Raw genomic sequence first — 18369 nt, forward strand, 5'->3', positions numbered from 1 at the left:
CGAACCACACCCACGGCGTGCTATCGAACCACCTACGGTGTGCTATCGAACCACTCACGGCGTGCTATCGGACCACCTGGCTTGCTTCGTGCAGCAGTTGCGCATACAACGCATGGCGTGCCGGTGCGATGCGGCCTTGCGCCACCGCGTCCAGTATCGCACAGCCCGGCTCGTGCAAATGATGGCAATTGTAGAAGCGGCAACCGCCGAGTAGCGGGCGGAATTCGGGAAAGGCGCGTTCGAGTTGGCCCTCGGTCAAATGATACAGTCCGAACTCCTGAAAACCTGGCGAGTCGATCAACGCCCCACCGCTCGGTAACGTATACCAGCGAGTGAACGTGGTGGTATGACGGCCGCTGTTCAGCGCCGATGAAATGTCGCGCGTCGCGGCGTTCGCGTACGGCACCAGCAGATTCACCAGCGTTGACTTGCCCATACCGGACTGGCCGAGCAGCAGCGTAGCGCGATGGGCGAGCAACGGTGCGAGCGTGGCGTGCGTGGCATCGGCGGCACTGGTCGCGGACACCTCGACGATCCGGTAGCCGAGTGCCGCGTAGGATGCGACACGTTTGCGGGCAAGCGGCAGTGCGGCGAGTAAGTCGGCTTTGTTCAACAGTACCACCGGCTCGAGCTGATGGGCTTCGGCCGCCACCAGCGCGCGGCCAAGTAGGTCCTCGCTGAAATGCGGCTCGGTGGCCAGTACGATCAGCAATTGATCGAGATTGGCGGCAAAGAGCTTCGACTTGAACTGGTCCGAGCGAAACAGCAGGTTGCGTCGTGCATCGGTCGCGACGATGACCCCCTGGTCCGCGGAGGTCGTCTCGAAGCTGACGCGGTCGCCCACGGCGACTTCACTCTTTTTGCCGCGTGGAAAGCACTGCAGTAGCGAGCCACCACTGTCGGGCTGAACCACATAGTGCCGGCCATGTGCGGCGATGACCCGGCCCTTGCCGGGCCCCCCTATCTGGTCGTGATCGTTGCCGCGTTGTGTTGTCGGGCCCGTGTGACGCGGTGCGCCGCGCGCTGCGTGGCTGCTCATGTACGCGCGTGCGCCAGCAGCCGTTCGATGCGCTGCGCCGCGGGCGGGTGGGAGTAATAGAATGCAGAGTAGACCGGGTCGGGCGTCAGCGTCGACGCATTGTCCTGATAGAGCTTGACCAGCGCGCTGATCAAATCCTGCGCGCGTGCCTGCGTCGCAGCGAAGGCGTCGGCCTCGAACTCATGCTTGCGCGACGATAGGCTGGTGAGCGGCGTCACAAAAAACAGGAAGACCGGCATCACGAGACAGAACAGGATCAAGGCAAGTGCGTCGTTCGAGCCGGTCATCGACGGCGTCACGCCCAGGCTCGTGTAGAACCACGGACGTTGGGCGAGCCAGCCGAGCAACGCAAGCAGCACGAATGACAATGCAAATGTGATGATCATGCGTTTCAGCACGTGCCGGTGCTTGAAATGACCGAGTTCGTGCGCCAACACCGCCTCGATCTCGCTGCCATCGAGCCGGCTGAGCAGCGTGTCGAAGAACACGATCCGCTTGGCCGTGCCAAAGCCGGTAAAGTAGGCATTGCCATGCGCGGAGCGCCGGCTGCCGTCCATCACGAACAGCCCTTTGGCGGCGAAGCCGCAGCGGTGCATCAACGACTCGATGCGCTCACGCAACGATGCGTCGGTCAGCGGCTCGAACTTGTTGAACAGCGGCGCGATTACGCTTGGGTATAGGACCAGCACGCCGACGCTGAACGTGACCCAGACGAGCCAAGCCCAGATCCACCACATCGCGCCGGCCTGCTGCATCAGCCACAGCACGACGAACAACAGCGGCAGGCCGATTAGCGCGCCGAGCAACGTTCCCTTCACCAGGTCGGCAAAAAAAAGCTTGCGCGACATCCTGTTGAAGCCGAACCGTGCCTCGATGACAAAGTGCCGCGCATAGTCGAACGGCAAATCGACCAGTCCGATGATGACAGCGACCGTGGTCACCAGCGCAATCTGACCTGCATAGCCGCGACCCAGCCATCCACTGAGCAGGGTATCCAACCATTGCAGGCCGCCCAACAACGTCAACGCGACCAGCAACGCGCCGCCCACGCCGAGCTCCAGCATGGCGAGCCGTGTCAGCGATATCGTATAGTCGGCCGCGCGCTGGTGGGCCTGCAGCGAGATCGTGTCGCGGAATCCGTCCGGGACCGCATGGCGATGGTTGGCGACGTGCCGGATCTGTCGGCTTGCGAGCCACAGCCGGGTGGCGATCATGGCGACGAGCGCGACGACAAAGAGGAACGTAAACATCCGTTATCCGTGGGAACGCTGTAATGCATCTATTCTCGCACGTTCGCCGCGGGTGTCGCCGCTGCGGCGCTTCGGGCAAAATAGCGAGGAATCCATTTTAAGGCGTTTGAATGAGTCCCGACCTGCAGCAACCTGGCGGCCAGCCCGTGTTGGCCAAGAGTGAATTCAACTTGATCTGGCTGGATATGGAGATGACCGGCTTGCTGCCGAACACCGACCGGATCATCGAGGTCGCGGTGGTGGTCACCGATTCGAACCTGACGGTGGCCGTCGAAGGTCCGGTACTGGCGATCCATCAGTCGGATTCGACGCTGGATGCGATGGACCAATGGAACAAGAACACGCATGGCCGCTCGGGCCTGATCGAACGGGTTCGTGCATCGTCGGTCACCGAAGCTGATGCGGCCGCGCAATTGCTCGCGTTCCTGTCGCAATATGTGCCGGCTGGCAAGTCGCCGATGTGTGGCAACTCGATTTGCCAGGACCGTCGTTTCATGGCGCGCTGGATGCCGGAACTCGAGGCGTTCTTTCACTATCGCAATCTCGACGTGAGCACGCTGAAGGAGTTGTGCCGCCGCTGGCAGCCGGCGGTCTACAAGGGATTCCAGAAGCGTGCCTTGCATACCGCGCTGGCCGACATCCATGAGTCGATTGACGAATTGAAGTACTACCGCGAGCATTTCCTGCGCGCGCCCGACGCCGCCGTGATGCCGCAAGTGGGCTGACGAGCCGGCTGCGCCGCACAAGCGGCCGGGTCCGCGCCGCCTGCGCTCAGGTTGCGGCCGGCGGCTTTTGCCGGATCGCGCTCTTGGGCCGGAATGCGATCACATGCGCCGGGTCGGTTTCGATATACGGGCCGCCAATCAGGTCGATGCAGTACGGCACGGCGGCGAAGATGCCATTGACGATCACGTTCCCCTGCGCGTCGCGCACGCCCTCGAGTGTTTCACGGATCGACTTCGGCTGGCCGGGCAGGTTCACAATCAGCGCCGCATGATCGGCCGTTTCGCGAATGACCGCCACTTGGCGCGACAGAATCGCCGTCGGCACGAAATGCAGGCTGATCTGGCGCATTTGCTCGCCAAAACCGGGCATCGTCCGAGTGCCCACCGCCAGCGTGGCCTCCGGCGTGACGTCGCGCCGGGCGGGGCCGGTGCCGCCCGTGGTGAGCACGAGGTCGCAGCGGGCCTCGTCCACAAGCTCGGTCAGCGTGCGTGAGATGGTGGCTGCATCGTCGGCGATCAGCCGCGTGTGTGCCTGCCACGCACTCGTGAGCGTGTCGCTCAGCCATGCCTGTAGCGCGGGGATGCCCTGGTCCTCATAGACGCCGGCACTGGCACGGTCGCTGATCGAAACCAGGCCGACGACCAGTTTGTTGGCACGGTCATGCGGTGTCGTCATCATCTTGCTCGTCGTCGGAAGAAGCGGGGATCCCGGCGTGTTCGGCGCGCGGATCCGCATCACCGGCCACTTCTTTGATCCACTGGAACAGTTCTCTAAAATAGCGCGGCGGCTTGCCTTGGGCCGCCTCGCGCCGCGCATTGCGGATCAGCGTGCGGCCTTGCTGGACGTCGGCGCCCGGATGGGTGCGTAAAAACTCGGTCAACGCCTCGTCGCTCGCGAGCAACTGCGCGCGGGTGCGCTCGATCCAGTGCAATCGCGCCGTCTCGGCTTTGTTCGTGCCGTTATATGTGTCCAGCGCGTTGCGCAGCGCCGCCACGTCGGTGGCTGTCAGGCCGCGCATCAGTCGTCCCACATACTGCAATTGCCGCCGCTTGCCCTCATGGTCGGTGATGCGGCGCGCTTCGCGTATCGCATCGGCTAGGTCCTCGGGTAACGGCATGCGCTTAAGCGCATCCTTGGGCAGGTCAACAATCTCGGCGCCAAGCGCCTGTAGCGCCGTCATTTCCCGTTTGAGTTGCGATTTGCTCGGCCGCGTGTCATCGCGGCCGCCCTGGTGGTCGGCGAGCGGTTGCGGCTGCGTTGCTGTCGTGGTTCGTGTCTTGCGCGTCATGCGCGTATTTTAGCGCGTACCGCGTGCCGTCCTCGCGGTTGGGCAAACGGCTTGTTATGATCGCATCATGAAAACCGAGGATCGAACTGACATGGCAGCACACCAGCGCGTGTTTCCGCACACCCAGGCGCAACTGAAGGACATCGCGGCGGACATACTACGGCACGCAAAAGCGCTCGGCGCAACCGATGCCGCGACCGAGATCTCAGAAGGCGACGGCTTGTCGGTGTCAGTACGGCGAGGCGAGGTCGAGACGATCGAGCACAACCGCGACAAGACGATGGGGGTGACCGTATTCATCGGCAACAAGCGCGGCAACGCGAGCACCTCCGATTTCTCGCCGGCAGCACTGCGTGATACGGTATCGGCCGCGTACAACATCGCGCGGTTTACCGCAGAGGACAACTGCGCCGGGCTTGCCGAAGCGGAGTTGCTCGAGATGCACCCGCTGGATTTGGATTTGTTCCACCCGTGGGAGCTACATGCCGACGACGCGGTCGAGATCGCGCGCCGCGCCGAACAGGCGGCCTTCGACACCGACCCGCGGATCCGCAACAGCGAAGGCGCGAGCGTGTCGGCGCAGCATTCGCAGTTCGTGCTGGCTACCTCCCGCGGTTTTGTCGGCGGCTATCCGTATTCGCGGCACGCTATCGCATGCGCGCCGATTGCCGGCAGCGGCCAGCAGATGCAGCGTGACGACTGGTACACGTCACGCCGCTGCGCAGCGCAATTGGCCTCGCCCGAAGCGGTGGGCCGCTATGCTGCCGAGCGTGCGTTGGCGCGTATCGGCGCGCGCCGGCTCGGGACTCGAAAATGCCCGGTGTTGTTCGAGGCGCCGCTCGCCGTCGGGCTGCTGGGTGCGTTCGTGCAGGCGACCAGCGGCGGGGCGTTATATCGCAAGACGAGCTTTCTGACCGACTCGCTGGGCAAGCCTGTATTCGCGCCGCACGTGCAGGTGCGCGAGGATCCGCATGTGCCCCGCGCGCTGGGCAGTGCCCCGTTTGACGAGGAGGGTGTACGCACCACGCGGCGCGATGTCGTGCGCGACGGCGTCGTACAAGGGTATTTCCTGTCGACGTATTCGGCTCGCAAGCTGGGCATGAAAACTACCGGCAATGCCGGCGGCTCGCACAATCTGTCATTGACCAGCACGTTCACGCGCGAAGACGACAATTTCCGCGCGATGTTGCGCAAGCTCGGCACGGGGCTGCTGTTGACCGAGTTGATGGGGCAGGGGGTGAACTATGTTACGGGCGACTATTCGCGTGGCGCGTCCGGATTCTGGGTCGAGAATGGCCAGATCCAGTATCCGGTCGAGGAGATCACGGTCGCCAGTACGCTGCAGCAGATGTTTGCGCAAATCGTCGCGATCGGCGCCGACAAGATCGTGCGCGGAACGAAAGAAACCGGCTCGGTGCTGATCGAGCAAATGACGATTGCTGGCCAGTGAGTCCCGCGGCGTATCAGCGGATCCTTTCGTATTCGACGAACGCGTAGTCGAAGTCGTTCGGTGGGGCCGCGCGATGGGTTTCGCGCGACACCTCCCGCCAGTGCTCCGGTGACGGCGCGGCAAACGTCGCGTCGCCTTCGAACGCGTGATCGATCTCGGTGACGATCAATCGCCCGGCGCGTCCGATGCCCTCGCGATACAACTGGGCGCCGCCGATCAGGTAGGCAAGCGGTGCATGCAGCGTTTCGCACAGCGCGAGCGCCGCGTCCAGGCTCGTGACGGTGTCACAGCCCTCGAAACGTCGCGTCGCATCGTGCGTCACGACGATGTTGCGGCGGCCCGGCAGCGCGCGCCCAATCGACTCGTGGGTCTTGCGCCCCATGATCAGCGGCGCACCCATCGTGGTGCGCTTAAAGTGCGCAAGATCCTCGGGCAGCCGCCATGGCAGCGCGTTGTCGCGTCCGATCACGCCGTTGCGTGCGCGCGCGACGATCAGGTAAAGCGTCGTCATTGATCCACCGTGAGTTGGACAGGCAGGGGCGCGGGGCTCGCCCCGCGTGCCCGATTGTAGCTGACTGCGGCTCAGCATTCGACGAGCGGCGGCGGACATGAACACGGCCGTCGCGGTTGACGCCGCTGGCCGGCCCGGGCTGGGATCGCTCACCCCCCGGTGCCGTCAGGCTACACCGCGATCGGTGCGGCAATATGGGGATGCGGGTCGTAGCCGGCGATCTCGAAGTCTTCGAAACGGTAATCGAACAGGGTGTCCGGCTCTCGCTTGATGATCAGCCGGGGTAGCGGCCGTGGCGTGCGGGTGAGCTGCAGCCGGGCCTGTTCGACGTGGTTCAGGTACAGGTGAGCGTCACCGATTGAATGGACGATTTCGCCGGGCTGCAAGCCCAGTTGCTGCGCGATCATATGGGTGAGAAACGCCACCGACGCGCAGTTATATGGGATGCCGAGGAACCAATCGCCGGAACGCTGGGTCAGCATGCAGCTCAGCTTGCCCTCGGCGATGTAGAACTGGTACAGGATGTGACACGGCGGCAGCGACATGCGGCCCTCCAGCGCATTTTGCTCGGGGGACTTCGACTCGTCGGGCAGAAACGACACGTTCCATGCGTTAAGGATGTGCCGGCGGCTGTCCGGCTTCGTGCGCAGCGAGTCGAGCAGCGCCTGTACCTGGTCGGTCCGGGTGCCGTCGGGATTGCGCCACGACCGCCACTGCGCGCCGTACACGGGGCCGAGTTCGCCGTCGGGCGTGGCCCATTCGTCCCAGATCGTCACACCGTTCTCATGCAGGTAGCGGATGTTCGTATCCCCGCGCAGGAACCATAGCAACTCGTGCAGGATCGAGCGCACGTGCAGTTTCTTGGTGGTCAGCAGCGGGAAACCGGTGGATAAGTCATGCCGGTACGACACGCCGAACAGTGAGCGCGTGCCCGTGCCGGTGCGGTCGCTCTTGAGCGTGCCGCGTTCGAGCAGATCCTTGAGAATAGACAGGTACGGTGCATCCATGGTCTGGAACCGGGTTGCAGGCCCGGTCGGGGAAAGTGGCTGGAAACGGCAAATGCACTATTTTACGTGACCGGGGAAAACGCGCCGGTTGAACTCAAATCGTGTGCTTGTCCAGCCATCGCCGTCATGCGGTCGTTGTGTCGAAAGAACGCTTTGCGCTGCTTGCCGTGGCCTGCGTGGCCGTGTGTTGCAGCGGCTGCGCGCGGCTGGACAGCGTGTCGGTTCGGCTAGTCGCGTGTGCCGACCATGTCCCGCGGTCGAACCCACTCATCGAACTGCTCAGAAGTCAGATAGCCGAGCGCCAGCGCGGCGGCCTTCAGCGTGGTGCCTTCGTGGTGTGCCTTCTTGGCGATGTGTGCCGCCTTGTCATAGCCGATGTGCGGGTTCAGCGCGGTGACCAGCATCAGCGACTCGTTGAGCAGCGCGTCGATCCGTGCCCGGTTTGGCTCGATGCCGCTCGCGCAGTGATCGTTGAAGCTCAGCATGCCGTCGGTCAGCAGCCGAATCGATTGCAGCACATTGTGCGCAATCATTGGCCGGAAAACGTTGAGTTCAAAATTGCCGCTCGCGCCGCCGAAATTGACGGCGACGTCATTGCCAAAGACCTGGCAGCACAGCATCGTCAGCGCTTCTGCCTGGGTTGGATTGACCTTGCCCGGCATGATCGAGCTGCCCGGCTCGTTTTCGGGGATTGTGATCTCACCCAACCCGCAGCGGGGTCCCGACGCGAGCCAGCGGATGTCGTTGGCGATCTTCATCAGGCTGGCGGCGAGCGTTTTCAGCGCGCCGTGTGCGGCCACCAGCGCGTCGGCTGCGGCCATCACCTCGAACTTGTTTGGTGCGGTGACGAACGGCAGTCCGGTGAGCCGGCCGATGGCTGCAGCGACCTTTTGCGCGAATTGCGGATGGGCGTTCAATCCGGTGCCGACTGCGGTGCCGCCAAGCGCGAGTTCGTACAGATGGGGCAGCGTCGCGTCCAGATGGCGCATCCCCTGATCGAGTTGGGCGATGTAGCCTGAAAACTCCTGGCCCAGCGTCAGCGGCGTGGCATCCTGCAGGTGCGTGCGGCCAATCTTCACGATGTCGGCAAAAGCGGCGCACTTGTGCGCGAGCGTGTCGCGCAGCTTAATCAGCGCCGGCTTGAGCCGTGTCACGATGCCTTGCGCGGCGGCGATATGCATCGCGGTCGGGAACACGTCGTTGGACGACTGGCCGCGATTCACGTCGTCGTTCGGATGCACCAGGCGCGCCTCGCCGCGTTCACCGCCCAGATGCTCGCTCGCGCGGTTGGCGATCACCTCGTTCAGGTTCATGTTAGTTTGCGTACCCGAACCCGTTTGCCAAACCGCTAGCGGGAATTGCGCCGCGTGCTCGCCGGCGAGGATCTCATCTGCCACGGCAATGATTGCGCTTGCCTTGTCGGCGGGCAGCACGCCAAGCGCTTCGTTGACTTCAGCTGCGGCGCGTTTGACGATCGCCAGCGCGTGAATTAGCTCCGCTGGCTGCTTCTCCGTGGAGATCTTGAAATGTTGCAGCGATCGTTGAGTTTGCGCCCCCCACAGCCGGTCGGCAGGCACGGCGATGGCGCCAAACGTGTCGCGTTCCATCCTGACGTTCTCTGTCATTTTATGCTCCAGCAATGCGGACACGGGGTCCATGGTGATCGAACAGGGCTGCCGTGGTGGCCGTTCACAGTTGTTCACGCAGCGGCAGGACGAAAAACAAACCGGTGAGCACATTGCGTGCGAGGCCGGCGTTCGGGTCGAAGTTGTACGTGACGACATGCCCATCCTCGACGTCGGTCCAGATGAGCGGTGAAGCCGGCGCGCCGATGGTGCGCAACTGGGCCTGTTCCTCGGGCGTGGCCAGGCGCAGCTGGTAGCTGAATGCGGGGGCGATCGCGCGTTCGAACAGCCGCGCCTGCTGCTCGGCGAGCGCCTTGCTATGGATGAACAACGCTAACTCCGTATTCAAATGGATTGAGCGAGGGTCGAGGTTCATCGAGCCGATGACCAGTGTCTCGCGATCGATCACATAGGCTTTCGTGTGCAGGCTCGAGCGGGAGCGGGAGCCGCTGATGCCGGGCGTTGCACGGCCGTTGCGCGCGGTCGACTTGAATTCGTAGAGCTGTGCGCCGGCGCGCAACAGCGGTTCGCGGTACGGTGCATAGCCTGCCTGCACGGCGGGGGCGTCGGTCGCTGCTAGCGAATTAGTCAGTACCGCCACCCGCACGCCACGGCCGACCAATTGACGCGTCAAGGCGACGACGCTATCGTGGGGCACGAAGTACGGCGAAATCGCCAGCACTTCGCTGCGCGCGGCAAGAACCCGTTCCATCAGGCGCTTGATCGGCGCACTCTCATAGTGCCCGACCGGCAGCTTCGCCTTGCGCGGGGAATCAACAGCGAGTTGTGCAGGCGCCCACGTCAGGCCCAACTGGCCGAGACGGATCTGCTGCGCGAGCGGCGTCGCATTCAGCGGCCTTGCGCCGAACGCATCGGCAGCCTGCCGCCAGTGCTGACGCAACTCCACGCGCACCTTCTCGATATCGCGCGCAGCGAAGTGCTGCCGGTTCAGCGCCCTGAGTGGATAGGCCAGGTCGCTGTTCCAGTACTCGTCAAAGCTTGCCGAGATCCCAGCGACGATCGGGCCGGCGGCGAACACGTCCAGATCTCGGAAGTCCAGATCTGCGCTGGCGTTGAAGTAGGCATCGCCAAGATTGCGTCCGCCGATGATCGCGATCTGGTTGTCGGCGATCATCGCCTTGTTATGCATCCGGTGTGTCAGCTTGTCTAGGTTCGTCAGCAGGTTCGCCATTTTGTCCAGCAAGCCGGCATCGGCGCACGAGAACGGATTGAACACACGGATCTCGATGCTCGAATGCAGGTTCAGCGCGGCCATCGTCTTGTCGATGTCCTTAAAATTCAAGTCATCGACCAGCATGCGCACGCGCACGCCATGATCGGCCGCGTAAAGCGCCGTGGCCAGCAGCAGCTTGCCAGTGTTGTCTTTTTCAGCGATGTAGTACTGCAAATCCAATGTGCGCGTGGCCGCGTGCGCGAGTGCAATGCGCATTCGCAGCGCGTCGGTGCCGTCGGCGAGCAAGCGGAATCCGTCCAGGCCGCCATGGGCCGACGAGGCTGCCCGCACGGCACGTGACAGTGGCGTGACGGTGTCGCCAGACAGCGCACGGGTCACCGGCGCTGCACGTGCACCAGGCTGTGGCAGATGCGTCGTACAGCCGGCACACAGCATCGATGAAATCGCGAGCAGCAGCATGGCCAGCAGCATCGCCCGCCGTCGTGCCGCCGCGCCGGTCGTAGCCACATATGTCGCCGTGACCGGCTGGCGCATCCGGGGGACCCGGGTGTGAGCCGGAAGGCCCGTGGTTCGACACCCGCTTGCGCTCACGTTTGCTCCGATCTGGCCGGCGCTCGCCGGCGTATTGGTTGCAACCCGCCGGTACTCGAGCGGTGCCGTCTGCTGCCGCGCCGCTTCACGCTGTACCCCGCTGTGCACCGCTGTGCACCGCTGCATGGCGCTGAGTGGCGCTGAGTGGCGCTGCGCGCGGCGGTTCCGCGCGGATATTCATTTTATTTGAATTTGGCCCGTTGCCGGTATGGCTTGCCGGCTGGTGTGCGCGTGACGCGCGGGCGTCGCCGGGGCGATCCGCCACGCCGTTATGCCGCGGGGCCACGTCCAAGCGCTCGGCTTTTCCAGTAAAACCGGGCGACCATTAGGCACGCGACCGTAGCCAGCCCCGCGGCCAGGCCCCACCATAATCCCTTCGCGCCTAGGCCGGCATGGAAGGTGAGCCAATAGCCGGTCGGATAGCCGATGCCCCAGTAGCCGGTGGCGGCCAGCAGCATGGGCACGCGCGTGTCGCGCAGTCCACGCAGGCAACCGGCTCCAACGGTTTGTAGTCCGTCCACGATCTGGAACACGGCTGCCACCGCCAGCAGCGACGCGGCCAGCGAGATCGTCGCCGCATTGGACGGCTCCTGCGGGTTTAGATAAAGCGCGATGATGCCGTGCGGCACCCACGTTATCACGGCGCCGGACGCCGCCATAAAGCCGCCTCCCAGCGCCAGCGCGACGAACCCGGCGCGGCGGGCCTCGACGGGATGGCGTGCGCCCGCCCAGTACCCGACCCGGACATTGGCGGCCTGCGCAATGGCCAGCGGCACCATGAAAGTGATCGATGCGACGTTCAGCGCAATCTGGTGCGCCGCGAGGGCGGCTGCGCCGAGTGTGCCCACCGCCAGGCTCGTCGCGAGGAACAGCATCGTCTCGACACCGTACGTCACGGCGACCGGCCAGCCGACTGAGAGCAATTCGGACATCACGGACCAGCGCGGGCGGCGTGAGCCGGCGACGAAGGGCCGGAATCGCTCGGGCAGGTGCAACAGCGCGAGCAGCACGAGCGCGGTTAGCCAGACCGTGATCGTCGTGGCCGCCGCGGAGCCGAGAAACCCCATGCGCGGCAAGCCCCACGCGCCCTGGATCAACCCGTAGTTCAAGAAGCCGTTCAACGCGACGCCCCCCACCGATACCCACAACAGCCGTCGCGCTGCGCCGATCGCTGGCAGGAACGCGCGCATCATGCCGATGCCGATCAGGCTGCCCAGTGCCGCCCAGCGCAACACGCGCGCGTATTGGCCGACAGGTTCGGCCAACGCCGACGGCTGGCCTGCTGCTACCAGCAGCGGTGTTGCGAAGCTCAGCAGCACGAATGCCGGCACCGCCAGCACCAGCGATAGCGCAAGGCCTGTCCAGTAGATCGACGGCACGCGATGCTCTGCCTGGGCGCCGCGCGCTTGTGCGACCGTCACGCTGACCGACTGGAGCACGCCTTGTAGCAGGGTCATGGTAGTGAAAAACAGCGCGGCGCCGAGTCCGCCGGCTGCCAGCGCGTCGGGACCCAGCGAGCCAAGCAGGATCGTGTCGGTGACGCCCATCGCCATTTGCGACAGCTGCGCGATGGCGAGCGGCGCTGCCAGGCGCGCCGTCTCGGTCGCATGATGGGCGAGCGTAGGCTTGCCGTGATGGCGTGCCGGCGTGCGCTGGGCAGTACCAATATGGGTCATTAAAAGCGAATCGGAAGTTAATTACTCATCTTTCATCTTAACAGCGTACTCTACTGAGGAAAAAGCCCCGGTTTGGTGTGTCCGCAATACGAAATGACGGGGTCGGCCGTCGGTTGTAAGTAAACGCTGGTAAACGAAACGACAGGTAACAATCCAAACCGTGGCGAACCTCCCGCTGTAGCGCGGGTCAGTTCAAAGGTCCGATGCGTGCACGCTGTGCCAGGTTGTCACGCATGGGCACGTCGGCAGGCGCGTGGGAGTCGTTGCCCATGCGGCCTTGCGCCGTTTCATTGATCGACTTCGTAGGGAGGCATCCAATGACTGCAATTCGTCAAATCCGTTGTATCACGCTGGGCGCTGCGCTGGCCGCCGCCACTGTTGCCGCCTTTGCGCAAGCGCCGGTTCAAGGCGGCGGCGAGACCGTTGGTGTAGCCGTTGGCGTGGGCGCGCACAGCGCGGATTCCACGACGGGCAGCGGTGGCACGGGCACCGGCCAGCGTATTGTCGCACCGGGCCCAGTCGATCCGCTCGTGCAGAAGCGCGATGCGGAAGCGGCGGCCAACGCGGAGTACAGCGCCAACAAAAAGGCGCTCAAGCAGGAGTACCACAGCCAGTTGAAGGCGGCCAAGCAACAGCACAAGGCGGCCAAGCGGGACGCGGCCCAGACGCTCAATGAGCAAACGGGTGGCGCGGCGGCCGACAAGGGCGCGCAAAACTGATCGGCGTTGCGGGTGGCGCCGCCGTCGCCGGTGCGCGCCAACCCGTCGCCTGCTGCGCCGACCTCCTTGGAGTGGCCCGGCATCGGCCCGGCGATTGCCGCACGAGTCCTCGATGGGCTGGCGGCGGCGTTGTCCTCGATGGGCTGGCGGTGGCGTTTGATCCGTCGCGCACATTGGCCGACTGCATTCTGCCCGCGCGTGGTTGGCAAGTGCCGCGCTGATCGTCAGCTTGCGCGCGCAGCACGGCGGCCGGCCCGGCGCGCTCATTGCGGTGCGCCACTGGTACAAGCCTGCGGCGCACCGCTGGTACGAGCCGATGCTGCGGTCCCACTATGACGACGCGGCGGCCCGCACGGTCAAGCTTGCGCAACTTGCGCAGTTTGCCGCCCGTTATTTCTAGGCGGAGTGGCTCCTCATCGCACTGACGCTTGATCCACCCGAGGCAACGAGCGGGGAGGTCGGCATGCCGCAGCACTTTTCTCTTTTCAGCAGACGCCCGGGGATCGGCACGTGTATGCACCACGCACGTGCTTTATCTTGGCTCAACGGCTGCACTACTTCGATTCGTACAGCTGGCCTGCGAGACGGTGCCAATAGCGCGCGGTGTCGGCCGCAGGAGGATCGGCACCGGGCATGGGTCATCTGAGCGGGATGGATTGACCCTGCACCGGTACAGCCGTCACGCTGTTCTTCGCACTGCCAGACACGACGCGATCGCTGTAGGTCAGATAGACCAGCGCATTACGCTTGCGGTCGACCACGCGCACGACATGCAATGTTTTGAAGATCAGCGATATCCGTTCCGAAAAGATGTTGGCTTGCAGCGGCAGTGGTACCTTGAATTGCAGGGCGGCAACCTGTCGGCAGGCGATCGACGTTTCGGTCGGATCCTCGGCAACGCCCAGCGTGCCCTTAACCCCGCCGGTACGTGCGCGCGACACGTAACAAGTGACACCGTTGACGGCTGGGTCGTCATAGGCTTCGACCACGACCCGGTCCGATCCGGTAATCCGGAAATTCGTATTGACCCTGCCAATCTCTTCTGCGCTGGCCGTTGCGCACCAGCATAGCAGTGCGGCGGCGCCCAGCGCGACACCCGTTGTCGTTCGCTTGATGCTTGACAAAGCCATCGCAAGGTCCGCCCGCACGGCGGTCGGCGCGCGGACCCGTGTAGCGGCGACGGCGGTGGTTGGATCGGGCGCCGTGCGCGCCGCCCTTGGGGCGTCAGGCGGTCGGGCGGGGGACAAAGCAAGGCATGGTATCGAAAGGCAGGACGGTGTCATGGTCACCCGAAACAAGTTAGCGATCCCGGGCAGCGCACGGGTATATTTTTCAATTTACCACCAATGTCGCAACGATCGACACCGATGACGCGAGTAACCTCGTGTAATGTGAAACCGGCCCCGGCGTTTTTGGCCAACGGAGCGGCGACGCCGTTCTTCCGTTACGCTATGGCCTCAGTTCGCTGCGCATGTGGACCCTAATAAGTATGCGACGTCATGCCATGCGTGCGGCGCTGATCGAAACCGCCATTTTTCTTGTTTGCCACCATGCGTGTGTTCAACCGATTGTCGCTTTGTTCCGTCAACGTTCCGCTTCCGTATCGGCGTGCGCCGCGTCAGCCTTCTCCTGGTGGTGCGCCGCGCCGCGGGCACTCGAGTGCCGCTCTGCTCGCCTGCACGGGCGTCGCGGCCCTCGCGTTGAGCTTGCCAGTTGTAGCGTGGGCACAAAACAAGCCTGGCGTGCCGGGCGGTATCCTGAGCGATCAGTTTCGCTTCAACGAGCACCCGCAGATGCAGTTTGCCGCTTCTGCGCCAGACCCGAAGTTCCAACATGGTTCGCCGGACGAGCGGCGGCGGCGGGCCGATCGCGGCGATCCGTCCGGCGATGCGTGCAATCTGAAGTGCGGCAAATGAGCCGATCAGCGCGCCGCATCACCGGTAAGCCTGGTGAGTTGTGGGTAAGCTGGGGATAACTGGCCTGTTCGCGGTGCATAACTCCGTGGAAAACCGCTGGATAACGCGTGGACAACCTGGACGGCGGCGTGAGCCGTACGGGGCGGCGTGTGGGTAGATACTTAGTGGTGCGCCGCGCGTAGGGTTATCCAAACATCGGCCGCTGGTTCGCAGATGTCGGCATGGCTGAGCAAACCTGTGCACAGGTGCTGCCGGTGACAAGTCATTGATAGCACCGTGGGCCTTAACCAGCCCGATTCAATTGGAGCACATATAGTCGCAGGTTTCCGTAGCCAACCGGTTAGGGGGCGACCATAGATTCTGTGTGCTGAGGTCGGTTAAAAAATCTCAGCTGATGGCGCAAGTGAATCGTTCGCCGAACAGGATCGCGAACTGATTGGCGGCTTGCTGCCAGGTGATAGGTGGCATCTTCCAGTCCTTTTCGATGTTGCGCAAGGCCAGATACAGTAGTTTGCTGACCGCTTCGTCGCTTGGGAAGTAGCCGCGGTTCTTGACGATCTTGCGCAACTGCATGTGCATGCTCTCGATAGCGTTTGTAACTGGCATGATGAACCGATGCCCCGCGTGTTCCCGCCGCGAAGTTTTAGGCGTATGGTACGACCATCCGGGACAGGGGCATCGGGGAGCACTTCGGGTGGGCAGGACGTTCGTATATACGATTCGACGCACCTGGGGCGGATAAGCGAAAAAGGGTATGACCTGTTCCCATTGGCGCTGCCACATGGCCGCGACGGTAGGGAATTTGCGGCCCCACTCGCTGTGCCAAAGTGTCGAGCGCCGCTTCCGCCGCCTCGGCCGTGGCGGCCTGATAGATCGGCTTGATCGCGGCAGCCAGAGGCTGGCGCTCCTTCCAACTGGCCAGCTTCAGCGAATTGCGGATCAGATGAACAATGCAGGTCTGAATTTGCGCAGCCGGATACACCGCCTTGTTCTTGACCGTGCCTTCGTCGCGGATCTTCAATCGAAGCGCGTCAAAATACACGATCGGATACATCGCCTCGAGTGGTCGCTGTTGCCACTGCTCGACCTCGGCCAGTACTTCGTCGGTGAGCTCGAAATCAGATCGGGTGACACCTGAAGGCCATACAGTTCTAGCAAATGGCCTTGGATCTCGCGCACGCTCATGCCGCGCGCATACAGGCTAATGACGTGATCGTCAAAACCGGGCAGCCGGCGCTAATATTTACCCACCCGCTGTGGCTCGAACCTGGCCTGCCGAGCACGGGGGATAGCCAACTTCATTTCGCCGCTGGGCGTGATCACCGTCTTGGGGCGGCTCCCGTTGCGATGATTGCCATCCTTACCTTGCTCGACTTTGCTTTCCAGATGGTGCGTCAGTTTTTTGGTCAGCCATCACTGGATGAGCCGGTAATAGACATGCACCATTTGGCATTGAGTACATGCAATGTGCTAAGGTTAATTCATCAATTGTTCGGCAAACTGTATGATTTCCTCGGGTTGCCACTCGGTGTCACGCTCTGTAGTTTTGGCATCTTCAAGGTACAATTCGTAATCTTCGGTATCAGTTGTCCATCCTAGTGACCAGAGGCGTCGATCATCGTTCGGCGCTTTGCCTAATGCAAGAATAGCTGGCGCTTGGCCGACGCGTTGACGAGCGAAATCGGCGTAAAGTATGATCTTTCCGCCATCGGCTGCATAATCCCATACGCTTAACATACCAAGTTTTCCATTCTTCATTTTGAATACGATAGAGCCTCGTCTGCCGCCATCCGGCAGTTGGCCCAGCAGTTCCATACCGACCGTTCTCAGATTATCAGTGCGCTGGATGATTGCTGCAAGACCTTGAGATCCGGCAGACCTAATATTCAATTTTTGATGAAGCAGCGCGTAAGCCTCACGCACTAACCCGAGGCGTTCAGGCGGACTTAAATTCGTCCTGAATTGGTCATTTTTTTCCAAAACGTTCTGATACAACATTGCCCTCACTTCGGGCGTAGGGTCTTTAGAAATAGTCAGTGCTGCGCTCGCGTTTTCCACTTCATCCCACATGTCGCTGACTACTTTTTCGCTTTGGTGTAGCGTATTGCTCACCCCATTCGCTGCTTTGCTTGCTGGCTGAACCGGGCTTATTCTATCCGTGTTCGCCTTATGTACCGGGCTTGCTGTATAGGCTTGTACCTGTCCACAGAAAAAAGTCACTGTTAAAGCTAAAAAAATGGATTTCATGGCAACCACCCCACACTCAAGTTACAATCTTCAGCCAGAGACTCGCCCAGTTTGATATTTTTTCCTCTTTCAGGATCATAGTAGCGGTGTTCGCCTTGGACTCTCCATCGGTTACTGTACGGCGAAGCGCCAGGAATATACTCGGTTTTCTCAACAATCTCAGGTGACCCTGCGCGAGCACTATAAAGAAACCGGCGATTGTGCTCGAATCTCATGGCGTTGTTGTTGTGCCCCCAAACAGGCAGCCCTTCAGTATAAAAGGGTGACGTTCGAGTCATTGCCCCGATCCACCCCGAAATATTTGCCCATGTATGCCATTGTGTAATTGTTTGTTTTGCATAGAGATAATATCTGGATTGAAAGTAATCGGTTGTAATCGATTCCAAAATCCAATATCGATTCAGATCTGGCTGAGCCAAAATATTTTTAACCCATAAGGGCGCGCCTAAGAGGTAAAAAAATTCTGTTGCTACGCCTCGTAATGGACCTGGTATTTGGTCGACTCGACACGCTCGACTGAAGTAACCGATGGCGTATGCTTGGGATGCAAGCAAGAAAATAGTACACGAGAAAAATAGTTTTTTCATACCCTATCCCACCATAAAAATTAATATAGTGATATTGGATTAAGGTCCGCAACCCTCGGCCATAATGATGACACTTAAAACTCTTGAAATCGTTGTGCAAAGCATACTCTATGAAAACGGTATGTCAAGGACGCTTTGATCGTCGTGGATAACCCCATCGACATCAAGGTAAAAACGGCAGTGGAATTTTTGCATGCGGCACATGGCTTGCGACTTGCCCCATGGGCTGACGGCGGTCAGTCACTGAAGTTGGCCCACGCGCGCGTTCAGCCAACTGGGCAAGCATCTGGACGTATCGATCGTTTAGCGTCAGTGCGGTCCCTCAAATTTGGAGAGACTACCGGACTGCCTTTCACAGGGTGGTCCTTCTTCAAATTGAAGATGGCCCTGAAGAGGGCTCGATAAGCTTCCCGCGCCAAAACAGCGCTGAAAACAGCAAAAACAGCCACAGGCCCACAATTTTTCACAATATGAAAAATTGATTCAAGGGAGTCAAACGGCGTAATGGCAGCTGAGCAAAATTATGTCTGCCGGAAAACCAT

General features: G+C 61.8%; 17 protein-coding genes and 1 pseudogene. 5 read left to right on the forward strand and 13 right to left on the reverse strand.

Translation table 11 applies throughout. From position 1 onward, the window contains the following. Window positions 1-64: 64 nt before the first annotated feature. Window positions 65-1039: a ribosome small subunit-dependent GTPase A gene (gene rsgA, locus KPG66_RS03030; RefSeq protein WP_013434496.1), complete on the reverse strand. Its 975-nt coding sequence runs from the start codon at window positions 1037-1039 to the stop codon at window positions 65-67. Further along, a complete protein-coding gene (locus KPG66_RS03035) occupies window positions 1036-2289 on the reverse strand; it encodes a M48 family metallopeptidase (RefSeq protein WP_013434497.1) in 1254 nt (417 codons plus the stop codon). The genes rsgA and KPG66_RS03035 overlap by 4 nt, the downstream gene beginning before the upstream one ends. A gap of 110 nt (window positions 2290-2399) precedes the next feature. Between KPG66_RS03035 and orn the strand changes: the two genes are divergently transcribed. Next, window positions 2400-3014 (forward strand): oligoribonuclease, encoded by a 615-nt coding sequence (orn, locus tag KPG66_RS03040; protein WP_237069969.1) that lies wholly within the window; start codon window positions 2400-2402, stop codon window positions 3012-3014. A 46-nt stretch (window positions 3015-3060) separates the two neighbouring features. Here orn and mog read toward each other — a convergent pair whose 3' ends face one another. Beyond that, on the reverse strand, window positions 3061-3693 hold the full coding sequence (gene mog, locus KPG66_RS03045) for a molybdopterin adenylyltransferase (RefSeq protein WP_370645063.1): 633 nt from the start codon (window positions 3691-3693) through the stop codon (window positions 3061-3063). Then, window positions 3674-4303, reverse strand: coding sequence for a ribosome biogenesis factor YjgA (gene yjgA, locus KPG66_RS03050; protein ID WP_237069970.1), 630 nt, complete (start codon window positions 4301-4303; stop codon window positions 3674-3676). Before yjgA ends, mog begins: the two co-directional genes overlap by 20 nt. Before the next feature lie 67 nt (window positions 4304-4370). On the opposite strand from yjgA, the gene pmbA reads away from it, so the two are divergent. Continuing rightward, window positions 4371-5753, forward strand: coding sequence for a metalloprotease PmbA (gene pmbA / locus KPG66_RS03055; protein WP_442929404.1), 1383 nt, complete (start codon window positions 4371-4373; stop codon window positions 5751-5753). Window positions 5754-5766: 13 nt separating this feature from the next. Here the strand turns inward: pmbA and KPG66_RS03060 are convergent, their stop codons facing one another. The 5 genes from KPG66_RS03060 to KPG66_RS03080 form a co-directional block, all read right to left on the reverse strand. Next, window positions 5767-6264 (reverse strand): dihydrofolate reductase, encoded by a 498-nt coding sequence (locus KPG66_RS03060; RefSeq protein ID WP_041753151.1) that lies wholly within the window; start codon window positions 6262-6264, stop codon window positions 5767-5769. A 170-nt stretch (window positions 6265-6434) separates the two neighbouring features. Further along, entirely contained in the window at window positions 6435-7271 is an 837-nt protein-coding gene (locus KPG66_RS03065; protein WP_013434502.1) for a thymidylate synthase, read from the reverse strand. A gap of 227 nt (window positions 7272-7498) precedes the next feature. Then, on the reverse strand, window positions 7499-8896 hold the full coding sequence (gene fumC / locus KPG66_RS03070; protein ID WP_041753153.1) for a class II fumarate hydratase: 1398 nt from the start codon (window positions 8894-8896) through the stop codon (window positions 7499-7501). Window positions 8897-8960: 64 nt separating this feature from the next. Beyond that, window positions 8961-10562 (reverse strand): phospholipase D family protein, encoded by a 1602-nt coding sequence (locus KPG66_RS03075; RefSeq protein ID WP_422393340.1) that lies wholly within the window; start codon window positions 10560-10562, stop codon window positions 8961-8963. Window positions 10563-10951: 389 nt separating this feature from the next. Continuing rightward, window positions 10952-12358 carry an MATE family efflux transporter gene (locus KPG66_RS03080; RefSeq protein ID WP_237069972.1) on the reverse strand — a complete coding sequence of 469 codons (1407 nt, stop codon included), beginning with the start codon at window positions 12356-12358 and terminating at the stop codon, window positions 10952-10954. Between the two features lie 317 nt (window positions 12359-12675). On the opposite strand from KPG66_RS03080, the gene KPG66_RS03085 reads away from it, so the two are divergent. Both KPG66_RS03085 and KPG66_RS03090 read left to right on the forward strand, forming a co-directional pair. Next, window positions 12676-13077 (forward strand): hypothetical protein, encoded by a 402-nt coding sequence (locus KPG66_RS03085; RefSeq protein WP_237069973.1) that lies wholly within the window; start codon window positions 12676-12678, stop codon window positions 13075-13077. A gap of 202 nt (window positions 13078-13279) precedes the next feature. Then, window positions 13280-13477 (forward strand): hypothetical protein, encoded by a 198-nt coding sequence (locus KPG66_RS03090; RefSeq protein WP_237069974.1) that lies wholly within the window; start codon window positions 13280-13282, stop codon window positions 13475-13477. A 238-nt stretch (window positions 13478-13715) separates the two neighbouring features. On the opposite strand, the gene KPG66_RS03095 is transcribed toward KPG66_RS03090, so the two are convergent. Continuing rightward, complete coding sequence (locus tag KPG66_RS03095; protein ID WP_442929408.1) at window positions 13716-14192, reverse strand: CreA family protein; 477 nt, start codon at window positions 14190-14192, stop codon at window positions 13716-13718. A gap of 552 nt (window positions 14193-14744) precedes the next feature. On the opposite strand from KPG66_RS03095, the gene KPG66_RS03100 reads away from it, so the two are divergent. Next, a complete protein-coding gene (locus tag KPG66_RS03100) occupies window positions 14745-14993 on the forward strand; it encodes a hypothetical protein (RefSeq protein WP_237070069.1) in 249 nt (82 codons plus the stop codon). Window positions 14994-15380: 387 nt separating this feature from the next. Here the strand turns inward: KPG66_RS03100 and KPG66_RS03110 are convergent. The 3 genes and pseudogenes from KPG66_RS03110 to KPG66_RS03120 all read right to left on the reverse strand — a co-directional run. Continuing rightward, a pseudogene (locus KPG66_RS03110) lies at window positions 15381-16361 on the reverse strand (transposase); the annotation flags it as partial. Window positions 16362-16469: 108 nt separating this feature from the next. Next, entirely contained in the window at window positions 16470-17240 is a 771-nt protein-coding gene (locus KPG66_RS03115; RefSeq protein WP_237069977.1) for a hypothetical protein, read from the reverse strand. After that, window positions 17237-17827 carry a hypothetical protein gene (locus KPG66_RS03120; protein ID WP_237069978.1) on the reverse strand — a complete coding sequence of 197 codons (591 nt, stop codon included), beginning with the start codon at window positions 17825-17827 and terminating at the stop codon, window positions 17237-17239. Before KPG66_RS03120 ends, KPG66_RS03115 begins: the two co-directional genes overlap by 4 nt. Window positions 17828-18369 lie beyond the last annotated feature (542 nt).

It is taken from the genome of Mycetohabitans sp. B2, assembly GCF_021733735.1.
In the GTDB taxonomy this organism is placed as follows: domain Bacteria; phylum Pseudomonadota; class Gammaproteobacteria; order Burkholderiales; family Burkholderiaceae; genus Mycetohabitans; species Mycetohabitans rhizoxinica.

Excerpts from the sequence above, each read along its gene's own strand:
- rsgA (WP_013434496.1), bottom strand. The coding sequence starts at position 1,039 with ATGAGCAGCCACGCAGCGCGCGGCGCACCGCGTCACACGGGCCCGACA.
- KPG66_RS03035 (WP_013434497.1), bottom strand. The coding sequence starts at position 2,289 with ATGTTTACGTTCCTCTTTGTCGTCGCGCTCGTCGCCATGATCGCCACC.
- orn (WP_237069969.1), top strand. The coding sequence starts at position 2,400 with ATGAGTCCCGACCTGCAGCAACCTGGCGGCCAGCCCGTGTTGGCCAAG.
- mog (WP_370645063.1), bottom strand. The coding sequence starts at position 3,693 with ATGATGACGACACCGCATGACCGTGCCAACAAACTGGTCGTCGGCCTG.
- yjgA (WP_237069970.1), bottom strand. The coding sequence starts at position 4,303 with ATGACGCGCAAGACACGAACCACGACAGCAACGCAGCCGCAACCGCTC.
- pmbA (WP_442929404.1), top strand. The coding sequence starts at position 4,371 with ATGAAAACCGAGGATCGAACTGACATGGCAGCACACCAGCGCGTGTTT.
- KPG66_RS03060 (WP_041753151.1), bottom strand. The coding sequence starts at position 6,264 with ATGACGACGCTTTACCTGATCGTCGCGCGCGCACGCAACGGCGTGATC.
- KPG66_RS03065 (WP_013434502.1), bottom strand. The coding sequence starts at position 7,271 with ATGGATGCACCGTACCTGTCTATTCTCAAGGATCTGCTCGAACGCGGC.
- fumC (WP_041753153.1), bottom strand. The coding sequence starts at position 8,896 with ATGACAGAGAACGTCAGGATGGAACGCGACACGTTTGGCGCCATCGCC.
- KPG66_RS03075 (WP_422393340.1), bottom strand. The coding sequence starts at position 10,562 with ATGCTGCTGGCCATGCTGCTGCTCGCGATTTCATCGATGCTGTGTGCC.
- KPG66_RS03080 (WP_237069972.1), bottom strand. The coding sequence starts at position 12,358 with ATGACCCATATTGGTACTGCCCAGCGCACGCCGGCACGCCATCACGGC.
- KPG66_RS03085 (WP_237069973.1), top strand. The coding sequence starts at position 12,676 with ATGACTGCAATTCGTCAAATCCGTTGTATCACGCTGGGCGCTGCGCTG.
- KPG66_RS03115 (WP_237069977.1), bottom strand. The coding sequence starts at position 17,240 with ATGAAATCCATTTTTTTAGCTTTAACAGTGACTTTTTTCTGTGGACAG.
- KPG66_RS03120 (WP_237069978.1), bottom strand. The coding sequence starts at position 17,827 with ATGAAAAAACTATTTTTCTCGTGTACTATTTTCTTGCTTGCATCCCAA.